Origin of the sequence: Globicatella sanguinis NBRC 15551 (assembly GCF_001552295.1) — a bacterium.
Taxonomy (GTDB): Bacteria; Bacillota; Bacilli; order Lactobacillales; family Aerococcaceae; genus Globicatella; species Globicatella sanguinis.
The window spans coordinates 1-9212 of the sequence record NZ_BCQX01000093.1 but is presented as its reverse complement, the minus strand read 5'-3'; the positions used below and the strand labels follow the sequence as shown (position 1 = coordinate 9212).

At 32.9% G+C, this 9212-nt stretch carries 8 protein-coding genes; all 8 read left to right on the top strand.

Going from position 1 to position 9212, the window contains the following annotated elements:
• Window positions 1-134 precede the first annotated feature (134 nt).
• The 8 genes from hbs to GSA01S_RS07870 all read left to right on the top strand — a co-directional run bounded on the left by hbs (window position 135) and on the right by GSA01S_RS07870 (window position 9071).
• Entirely contained in the window at window positions 135-410 is a 276-nt protein-coding gene (gene hbs, locus GSA01S_RS07905; protein WP_066126414.1) for a non-specific DNA-binding protein Hbs, read from the top strand.
• A 289-nt stretch (window positions 411-699) separates the two neighbouring features.
• On the top strand, window positions 700-1983 hold the full coding sequence (locus tag GSA01S_RS07900; protein WP_066126413.1) for a tetratricopeptide repeat protein: 1284 nt from the start codon (window positions 700-702) through the stop codon (window positions 1981-1983).
• 10 nt (window positions 1984-1993) lie between these two features.
• Complete coding sequence (locus GSA01S_RS07895; protein WP_066126411.1) at window positions 1994-2533, top strand: YpiB family protein; 540 nt, start codon at window positions 1994-1996, stop codon at window positions 2531-2533.
• Window positions 2534-3751 (top strand): CCA tRNA nucleotidyltransferase, encoded by a 1218-nt coding sequence (locus GSA01S_RS07890; protein WP_066126409.1) that lies wholly within the window; start codon window positions 2534-2536, stop codon window positions 3749-3751.
• An 11-nt stretch (window positions 3752-3762) separates the two neighbouring features.
• Window positions 3763-6258, top strand: a complete 2496-nt coding sequence (locus GSA01S_RS07885; RefSeq protein WP_066126407.1) for an exonuclease domain-containing protein — start codon at window positions 3763-3765, stop codon at window positions 6256-6258.
• A gap of 58 nt (window positions 6259-6316) precedes the next feature.
• Complete coding sequence (locus tag GSA01S_RS07880) at window positions 6317-6793, top strand: hypothetical protein (protein WP_066126405.1); 477 nt, start codon at window positions 6317-6319, stop codon at window positions 6791-6793.
• Window positions 6794-6808: 15 nt separating this feature from the next.
• Window positions 6809-8107 carry an asparagine--tRNA ligase gene (asnS, locus tag GSA01S_RS07875; protein WP_066126403.1) on the top strand — a complete coding sequence of 433 codons (1299 nt, stop codon included), beginning with the start codon at window positions 6809-6811 and terminating at the stop codon, window positions 8105-8107.
• Window positions 8108-8348: 241 nt separating this feature from the next.
• On the top strand, window positions 8349-9071 hold the full coding sequence (locus GSA01S_RS07870) for a DnaD domain-containing protein (protein ID WP_066126402.1): 723 nt from the start codon (window positions 8349-8351) through the stop codon (window positions 9069-9071).
• The last annotated feature ends 141 nt before the right edge of the window (window positions 9072-9212 follow it).

Genomic DNA, 9212 nt, shown 5'->3' with positions numbered 1-9212 from the left:
AATTTGACACTATCGAATAGTAGTCTTTTTATTGAATTCATCATAAAGATGTGCTATTCTGATATAGAAATAACTATTGAAATTTATTTCGATGTAATACTCATAAAGAGTAAAAAATAAGGAGGAATTTACTAATGGCAAATAAAGCAGAATTAGTAGAAAAAGTAGTAGCTAAAACTAACTTAACTAAGAAAGATGTAACAGCAACTGTAGAAGCATTATTCGAAACAATTCAAGAAGAATTATCTGCAGGTGAAAAAGTTCAATTAATCGGCTTCGGTACATTTGAAGTTCGCGAACGTGCAGCTCGTAAAGGTCGTAACCCTCAAACAGGTGAAGAAATTGAAATCGCTGCTTCTAAAGTTCCAGGATTCAAAGCTGGTAAAGCATTAAAAGACGCAGTTAAATAATTTTAAATTTTATTAAGATAAAATGGACAGAAAATGGAAAGATTAATTTTTCCTTTCTGTCTTTTTTTGTATAGAATGATCGATGATAAAGTTGAATGGGCTTTGTTGGTTTGAAGCGACTAACATCATGCTAATAGGTCAATGCTATGTGAGATCGGCTGATTGCCAGTCAACTCTGTCCATTGGTCCCCTAGCAAATAATTTAAGCTTTATAAGAGCCAAAATGTTATTTTGTTTTAAAACATGATATAATACAATAGAGTTTTGAGAATTAAAAAGGAGAATCAATATGTCTCTTGCCCAGGAATTATTTAAAGAATATCAAACAGTTGCGAATGGTTATAGCTTAATTCAAGAATTAGAATATTATTTGCAATTAGCTGTTGAAGAAAATGACACTTACTTAGAATTGACTGAATTAGCTCAGTTATTTGGACGTAGTGGTTATCTTGACTTGAAAATCGCTTTATTAAATGAATTGTGGAATATAAAACCGGATGTTGAAATTGGCTTTTTATTAGCACAACAAGCTTATGAGTTAGATCAAATTGAGCAAGCGGCTGAGTGGATAGACAAACTATCCCATTTTACGATGACAGAAAAAATGCGCCTTTTACAAGCTCATATTGCGGGCAAACGAGGGGATACACGTCAGCAAAAAATGTTGCTCGATCAATTATTAAAGGAAAATCCCCAATCTGCGACATTGTATTATTACCAAGCTCAGTTTTACTTAAAAGAAAATGATTTTATAAAAGCTAAAGAATTTTTGAATGTTATTTTGGATTACTTTCCGAAAAGTCAATGGGCTAATTCTGCACGTTCATTGTTAATTAATACGATGATAGACAGTGAATTCATTGATCCTGAGCAATTATCCAATTTGATAGCAAACAAGCAATTACCCGAATTTGAAACTGCTACAGAATGGTTGCAAATTGCCAAAGCTTCCTTTGTTGTTGAGGATTATGAACAAGCACTTGCATTTGCTAAGCAATCATTTGAACTGGATAAGGACAATTTAGATAGTATTTTTCTTCAATTACAAATTGCTGTCATCCAACAAGACGCAACAGCTGCTAAGAAGCTTTTAGAATGGCTAGAACGCAATATTCCTATCGGACATGAATTAATTGGTGAAATGAGCCTGTTAGCAGCACAAATGGATTTATTAAGCGATTCATTAATCGAAAAGTTGATTGATTATACTTTATTATTAGAAGATAATAGTGAACAATTCCAATATATTCAACTGATTACCCATTATTATGTTAAAATGAATCAAGCAGAACCACTAGAAGCATTTGCTGATATGATGGCTGAAGAGATTGAAGAACCTGCATCTTTAAGTTATGCTTATGCTAAATATTTTGAATTATCCAATAATTTTGTTGAGGCTGAAGCGTATTATTTAGATGCCATTGAATTAGCTTTAAATATACCGACGTTGGTTTATGAATTAGCCCAACTGTATCTTAAGTTCAATGAAAAAGAATTAGCAGCCCCCTTAAAGACACAATACCAAAACACGCTTTATGATATACCGGAATTAAGACAATTAACAATTGAGTAGGAGGGATAAAATGATGGTTAACCGCAATCAAAGAAAGAGGCAATTTTTAGACTGGCTCATTAAACATTTTAAGCACCAAAATCCGGTGGTTAATCAATTTTTATATTTTTTAATGACCGAACCCAATTGTATTCAGTACATTACGTTTACTGAGCAGAGTCATTATACTCCAAGAGGTATTTACATTTCATATCATACTAAAAGCAATCAACCCTTTGTTTATTATAAAGATTTTCGAAAATATACTTTATGTGAACAAGCTTTTCATGATTTTCGCTTAAATTATCAAGTTAATCGTGATCAATTTTATCTTGAAATTGATATCCCGAATGTTTATGCAGTGTTATATGAGTTTGATATCTTCGAAGAAAATCCGTATCTACCTAAAGATGAAAAAATTGAAGAGAATACGGATGTATTTTTAGAACAATTAACTCTGGATGTTCAAATGAAGATTTGGCGCCAAAAAATTGATGAAGGATTAAGTAAGCATAATTACGAGCAGGTTGAATATTATTTACAATTAATCGAGAAAGCAAAGGGTGAGTAAATGAAAATAGAATTAACAGATCCTTTGTTTCTGGAAGCTCAACCGATATTAAAGCGAATTGAGTCTCATGGTTATGAGGCTTATTTTGTTGGTGGATGTGTCCGCGATACATTATTGGGTAAAACGATTCATGATATTGATATTGCTAGTAGTGCTTTACCACATGAAATTGAAGGGATTTTTTACAATACAATTGATGTGGGAAAAGAACACGGCACGATTATTGTAGTAGAAAAACATATTCCTTATGAAATTACTACTTTTCGAACTGAAGGAAATTATTCTGATTTTAGACATCCTGATACCGTAAATTTTGTCCGAGATTTAAGAGAAGATACTTTAAGGCGGGATTTTACTATCAACGCTTTAGCTTTTGATGCAGAAGGGCAATTATTTGATTATCATCATGGTGTAGAAGATCTTCAAGCGCAATTGATTCGGGCGGTCGGAGTGCCAGCGGAACGATTTCAAGAAGATGCACTCAGAATTATCCGCGCTATTCGTTTTGCTAGCCAATTAGGTTTTGCCATTGAACCTTTAACTTTTGAAGCCATTCAACAATATGCCCACTTATTACCTAAAATAGCAGTTGAAAGAGTTAGAATTGAATTGAGTAAATATTTTCAAGGAAGTCATTTCAAAGATAACGCACTACTATTATTTGATACCCAGATTAGTCAGCATTTACCATTATTAGATGGTTTAGATTGTCAAAAGGCTTTGCAGTACATGAATGAACAGATACCATCGTCGCTAATGATTGAAGAAAATTTTGCTTGGTTTTTATTCGCCAAAGGCTTAGGGTTAACCGTCACACAAGCTAATAAGTTTTTAAGAAAATGGACACATAGCAATCATTTAATTCAAGATGTCAAAGATTTATATGAACTGGATAAAATAATACAACAAGGTCCATTAACCCTTTGGGAAGTTTATCATTATAAAATGGCATTAATTAATCCCATCGAAGCCAGACAACAGCACTTAAATCCTGATTATCAACCTGTTGCTAAAGAGCTGAAAAGTCAATTAGTAATTCATCAAAAATCCGATTTAGTAGCTAATGGAAAGACCGTCATGGGCTGGTTAGGTTTAGAAAAAGGAAATGCCCAATTAGGAGATTTATTAAGAGAAATGGAATACCAAGTGGTAATGAGACAACTACCTAATGAAGAAGCAGCATTAAAAGCTTTTGCTTTAAATTATGAAATAGAGTAAGGATGAAGAGCATGGAAACAATCAAAAAAATTGCCTATGTGGATATTGAGACCACTGGTCCTAGTTTTTCTGAAGGGGATCGCATGATTCAAATTGCGGCCATTATTATTGAAAATGGCCAAATTATTGGCGAACATTCCATGCTAATTAATCCCGAACGAGAGATACCAACTCATATACAAAACTTAACGGGTATTAAACAAGAAGAGGTAGATAAAGCACCTACATTTGCCAAGGTGGCCAATTTATGGCTAAATAGATTACAAGATTGTCTTTTTGTGGCACATAATTTAGCTTTTGATTTGCCTTTTATTGAAAAATCTTTTGAAGCGAGTCATTTAACCTTTGATTGTAAGTACGCATTAGATAGCGAATGGATTGCGCGTATTATGTTACCTAGTGCGACTGGTTTTAATTTGACAGAATTGGCCCAGAATTTAGGGATTGAATTTCCTAATGCTCATGATGCGAAAATGGACGCATTGGTTACAGCTAGAATATTAAGTGATTTAGCTCAAGCTTTCTATCAACTACCGGGTGATGCTAGTGCAAAATTAGTGGATTTAAGTCCTTTTTTAAAACATAATGAACAGTACTTTTTTGAAAATCCAGGTGAGTTTATTCTAATAGATAACACTCTACGTGTTTCACAAGCGAGTCAAATCGAGACGAAGCAGGAAGACCCATTAGCCAAATGGATTTTAAATCAATTTCAACTTAATGAACGTGTCATTGTAAAAGCCAATCGAGCACCATTAACACTTGATACGAAACGACACTTAGTCCATCAAATAACGGAACCTACTGTTATTGTGACCAATGATGTGGAATATTATCAACATCATTTACCTCATTGTTTATCGTTGAGAAATAAAAATGAATTTTTAAGTCGAGCAGCTTTAAATTGGTTAATTGATCATTTACATCATTTGAACCTTAACCAAAATGAATTATTGCAGTTATTGGGAGTTTATCAATGGAGTTTTGTGACACAATCTGGTTTATTAGACGAATTAAATTCGGATATCGCCATTAACCAGATTTTCGAGAAGCATGTGCCATCCCATTTTATGTGGTATGATGATGCCTATTACCAGCGCTATTTAAAGATATTGGCCCAGGCCCCTTATCTATTAGTGAACCATCAACAAATATACAAATTAAAAGGATTGTTGAATTCAGCAATTTTAAAAACAGGGCATTACCAACTTTACATTGATGATTTGGGAGCATTCGTCTATCAACTTTACGCGTTCAATCGTTTAGAAATACCTCTCAGTCAACATTTTATTGAATTACAAAACTATTATGACTCGATTATGCAAATGGATGAACAACCTGAAACTTTAAAACCGTTAACTGGACCAATGCTATCAGCTTTAAAACAAATCAATGCGTTGTTAATTAGCTTATTAGATGAATTTAAAAAGGAATTTACTAGTTTTTCAAAAGTTCAAGTTCAACGATATCTTGTGTGTGAACAGGAAATGAATCAGTATTTAATCAATCAATTAACAGCGATTAAACAACAATTAGAGCAATTACGTGCTTTATCAAATGAATTTCATTTAGACTTTAAGCAGTATCTTGAGATGACCTTGAAAGGCATTAATTCACTGCTAAAGGTATCTCTAAATAATGGCGATATTTTAATCAAATCGGTTCAGTTTAATCATAATTTTTTCCATTTAGTGTTAGAATATAATGATCTTCAATCTGATTTAGGTGTTAATACTATATTAAATGCCTTTAATAAAGTCCTAATTTTAGATCAGGATTATTTGGAAACTAAGCAAAATATATTTGGAAATCACAACTTATTCGAATCATTAAAAAAAATTAATTTACCTGATATTTATTATCAAAAAAAATTGATTAAAATCCCTTTTGGTTACCTGATTGATGCTGAAAATGAAATAGAAATGAATTATTTCGAAGCGATGAGTTATTTTCAAGAAAAAGCTGCCAAAGCTCAAGTAGCATTTTTAAAAGATAATTTGGAGCAATGTCAACAAAAGATAATGATTATTAGCCCTAATCGGGCAACTGTTGAGTATACTTATAATTTATTAAGTCATGATGGCACCTTCAAGCCTTATCAATTATTAGCTGAAGGCGTCACCGGCAGTGGTCGGAAAGTGATTCGAAATTTTAACGATAATGATCTTTCTATCATGATCATCAGTCGTCATAAAATAGAATTAAAACAATTACCCACTTATGATTTTATATTTGATATTTTTATTCATACTTTACCTTTCACCAGTCAAAATCATCCTTTAAGTAAAAAAATAAAACAGTTCAAAGGGTGGAGTAATAACCAATTATTTGATTATTACTTAATTGCTAGGATGTTAGGTGATTTTAGCCAAACCTTATCATTATTGAATGATTTTTATCCTGATTCGCAAATTTATTTGTTTGATGAACGCATTTATACTAAGTATTACTCCAGTCAAGTTCGTGAATATTTTGAACGTTGGATAAATTTTGAAATTATGGACTGACAGAAACTAAAAAAACTGGTAAAATAGTAATGTTGAAAACCATAAAGGAGGTCGAGGCATGAGTAAGAAGTTTATTTCATTTTTAACTTTCGTTTTATTAACGATTTTAGTCAGTTTAGTCCTTCTTTTTATGCGTACACAAGATAGTATTTATCGAGCGGAAGATGAAGCAGTCAAATTAATATCATATGATTTTAAAGTCGAGAATGTTAATAAATTTTATTGGAGTACTACTGATAAAACTTATTTTGCAGTCGATTTTAATGACGATAGAGGACAGCAACATTACGCAATTATTACGCAAGAAGGTGGCGAAACCAACTATTATACTAAAGACGAAATTATAACAGAAGATGAAGCAACTTCTATCGTTTTGTATGATATGCAACCCGATAAAATTGTGCAAATGAGATTAGCACAAATTAATCAAGAGCCAATTTGGGAAGCAACGATTAAAAATAATAATGGTACTATCACTTATTACATTATTAGTGCAAAAGATGGTACTTGGATTCAAACTATCGAAAATATTTAAATTTCAGGAGGCAATATGGAAACAATAACAATGATACAAGCAGCTCAGTTTGTTGGTCAAGAAGTTCATATTAACGCTTGGGTGACGAACAAAAGAAGTAGTGGTAAAATCGCCTTTTTACAATTGCGTGACGGTACATCATATTTCCAAGGAATCGTCGTTAAGGCAGACGTGAGCGAAGAAGTATTTGAATTAGCTAAATCATTAGGCCAAGAATCAAGTATTATTTTAACTGGAGTTGTTCAGGAAGATACTCGTTCAGCATTAGGCTATGAATTATTAGTAAAAGATATTCAACTAGTAGGTGAAAGCCACGATTATCCAATCACACCTAAAGAACATGGTACAGATTTCTTAATGGACCATCGTCACTTATGGCTACGTTCATCTAAACAACATGCCATCTTAACGATTAGAAATGAAATTATTCGTGCGACGTATCAATTTATGAGTGAAAATGGTTTTGTAAAAGTTGACCCGCCTATTTTAACAGGTTCAGCACCGGAAGGGACTACAGAACTTTTCCATACTAAATATTTTGATGACGATGCCTTTCTATCTCAAAGTGGACAATTATATATGGAAGCGGCAGCGATGGCTTTTGGTAAAGTATTCTCGTTTGGACCAACCTTCCGCGCAGAAAAATCAAAAACACGCCGTCATTTAATTGAGTTTTGGATGATGGAACCAGAAATGGCTTTTGTAGAACATGAAGAAAGTTTAGAAGTTCAAGAGAAATATGTGGCTTATTTAGTTCAAAGCGTTATTGATAATTGTCAATTAGCATTGAAAACATTGGACCGTGATGTTGAGCAATTACGTAAATATACTATTACGCCTTATCCTCGTATTTCATATACAGATGCCATTGAATTATTAAATAAAAATGGCTTTGATGATATTACTTGGGGGGATGATTTTGGTTCACCACATGAAACATTTATTGCTAGTCAATATGAGCAACCAATTTTCATTGTTAATTATCCAAAATCAATTAAACCATTTTACATGAAAGTGAATCCTGAGGATCCTCGTACGGTTTTATGTGCTGATATGATTGCACCAGAAGGTTATGGAGAAATCATTGGTGGTTCAGAACGTGAGATTGATTACGATGTTTTAGCTGAAAACATTAAAAACTTTGGTTTAGATTCTGATACATATGCTTGGTATTTAGATTTAAGAAAATATGGTTCGGTTCCACATTCTGGATTCGGTATTGGTTTAGAACGTGCTGTTGCTTGGATTAGCGGCATTGAACATATTAGAGAAACGTCAGCATTCCCACGCTTATTAAACCGTATTTATCCATAATTTCCTTCAATTTTATTTTTACAAGATGAGGGTGCATTTCAGATTAACGAAACACCTGCAATAAAGGATAGTCATTAAAGAGCAGATGAAGTAATAAGCAATTGACTATTTACTTCAGACTCAATGTTATATAATGAAATTTCAAACCCAAGTCAAGCTTAGGGGAGTGGGCCAAAGAAGGAACATGATTTTGTTTCTTCTTTAAGCTCACTCCTTATTTTATCAAAATGGAGTGAAGAAAATGTCGATGTTGCAACAATTTTTTAAAGAAGGTGTGTCACTGATTCCTAAGGGAATTATCACCCATTATAAAGAATTAGATTTAAGTCCTCAGGCTTTTATTTTATTATTATATTTAATCGATCATCAAGTTGAATTGCAAAGCGAAGCTTATTTACAACGGGTATCAACAAATTTAGGGTGGAGTGAAAATGAATCCTATGAATTTCTATCTGAATTATTAACGAAGGAATACATTCAATTTGAAATGATTAAGGATCATCACGGAAAACAAATGGATATTATTTCATTAGAACCCCTTTACTTGTTTTTAGAAAGTTTTTATAAAAAAGATGAACCTGAATCACAAGATGGTTTAAATGAATCTGAGCAAAAATCTTTAATTCAATTATTTGAAGGTGAGTTTGGTCGTAGTTTAACCCAATTGGAATTAATGCAAATAGCCGATTGGAAACAAATGGATCAATTTAATGATGAGGTCATTATTTTGGCACTGCAACAAGCCGTATTAAATCAAGCCATCAGTTTAAAATATATTGATCGAATATTACTAGACTGGAAAAAGAAAAATGTACGGACTGTCCAAGAAGCAAAAAGAGAAATTGAATCATTTAATCAAGCCAAAACAGAGCGTAGTCGTCAAGCTAATTTGGGCAATCAAGTCCCAGAATTTGAACCCTTTAAAGTTCCAGAATTTGACTGGAATCGATTTAAACCAGAATAAAGAGCAGAGCACTAAAAGACTTAAACAAATAGAATTTTTTGGGGAGTGGGCAAGAAGTAGAAAAGCGAATGACTTTCGCTTCGTCTGCCTACCTCCGCCCAGTTGGGAGTAGACCAGAAGTAGGAAATTGAATAATTTTCG